This is a genomic window from Streptomyces sp. NPDC054841, from assembly GCF_053611045.1.
This window is the reverse complement of the sequence record NZ_JBSGZO010000910.1, coordinates 1-1,327: the sequence shown is the minus strand read 5'-3', so window position 1 is coordinate 1,327 and position 1,327 is coordinate 1. Positions and strand designations below refer to the sequence as shown.

Here is a 1,327-nt window from a genome sequence, read left to right as displayed (position 1 = left end):
CACGCGAAGCTCCGCCTCCCTGCTGTTCCTCGTCTTTCCGCTGCTGATGTGGGCGGCGTTGCGCTTCCAGCTGCCGGGTGCCGCACCGTGCGTCCTGGTCGTGTCCGTCCTGGCGATTTCGGCCGCGACCGATGAGGCGGGGCCGTTCGCCGGCCACAGCCTCTTCGCGACCATGGGCACCCTGCAGGCCCTCAACGGATCGGCGGCACTGACCGGTCTGCTGCTCGCCGCGATCGTCACCGAGCAGATCACCATCCGCCGCAAGATCGAGCAGGCGTGCGGCGAACTGGCCGAAGTGGTCGACCGCCTCGTCCCGGGCAGCGGCGCGGCCGGGCGCTGGCCGCTGTCCGAGGACAAGGACACCTGACCGGACACCTGACCGTACGGACAGCGGCCCGGTCAGGCCCGGTCTCCGGGGCCTTGCGCGGCCTGTCCGGGCTCATGCCCAGGGTGTGAAGCCCACCGCGCTGCCGGTCTCGTCGCGCTGGATCTCCAGCATCCCGTCGACCGCCGTCCGGTCGATCGGCCCGTAGACGTGCGGGAAGAGGGTGCCAGGGGCGACACCCGGTGGCGGGGCCGTGCCCGCGGGCTCCAGGCGGACCGGGGCCAGGAGCTTGCTCTCGTCGATGAGCAGCGCCATCAACGGGCCGCGGACGTCACGGTAGTAGGCGCTGGCGACCGCGAGCGTCGTGGCCTCGTCGGGGGAGCAGTGGACGAAGCCCTCCGTCAAGAGAGACCTGGGCGCGTACGCCCGTTCCGGGATGGCGAGCCAGTCGTCGAGCGCGACCACGTGCATGATCATGGTCCAGTTATAGCTCCTGCCGGGGCGGTCACGCCCGGATGACCGTCACGCCCGGATGACCGTCACTCCCGCCTCCGTGAACCCGGCGGCGGTCTCGTCGGGCACGGCGCCATCGGTGACCAGCGTGTCCACCTGGTCCGTGGCGCAGATACGGGCGAACGCGCGGGCGGCCAGCTTGCTGGAGTCCGCGGCGACGACGACCCGCTCTGCGCGCTCGCAGAGCAGCCGGTTGATCGCGGCCTCGTCCTCGTCATGCGCCGAGGCGCCGTTGACCACGTCGAAGGCGTCCACGCCCAGCACCGCGACATCCATGGTGATCTGGCTGAGCACACCGTCGGCCAGCGGGCCGATCAGCTCGTAGGACTGCGGACGGGCCACGCCGCCCGTCACGACGATCTTGAACTGGGGCCGGATCGCCAGTTCGTTGGCGATGTTGAGGGCGTTGGTGACGATCGTCAGCGCGGGGGAGCCCGAAGCCAGGTCGGGGCGTGCCGCCAGCGCACGGGCGACCTCGGTCGTCGTGGC

At 71.3% G+C, this 1,327-nt stretch carries 3 protein-coding genes; 1 reads left to right on the top strand and 2 read right to left on the bottom strand.

The genetic code is table 11. The features are described from left to right. Nucleotides 1-367, top strand: a 367-nt coding sequence (locus ACWGI8_RS44375; protein WP_453669315.1) for an MASE1 domain-containing protein, incomplete at its 5' end; no start/stop codon positions are given. A gap of 72 nt (nucleotides 368-439) precedes the next feature. Here ACWGI8_RS44375 and ACWGI8_RS44370 read toward each other — a convergent pair. After that, entirely contained in the window at nucleotides 440-802 is a 363-nt protein-coding gene (locus tag ACWGI8_RS44370) for a DUF952 domain-containing protein (protein WP_453669313.1), read from the bottom strand. Nucleotides 803-847: 45 nt separating this feature from the next. Continuing rightward, nucleotides 848-1,327: DeoR/GlpR family DNA-binding transcription regulator (locus ACWGI8_RS44365; protein ID WP_453669311.1), on the bottom strand; the 480-nt coding region annotated here is incomplete at its 5' end.

What these genes read in the sequence shown, in the direction of transcription:
- ACWGI8_RS44370 (WP_453669313.1), bottom strand. Translation starts at nt 802, where the DNA reads ATGATCATGCACGTGGTCGCGCTCGACGACTGGCTCGCCATCCCGGAA.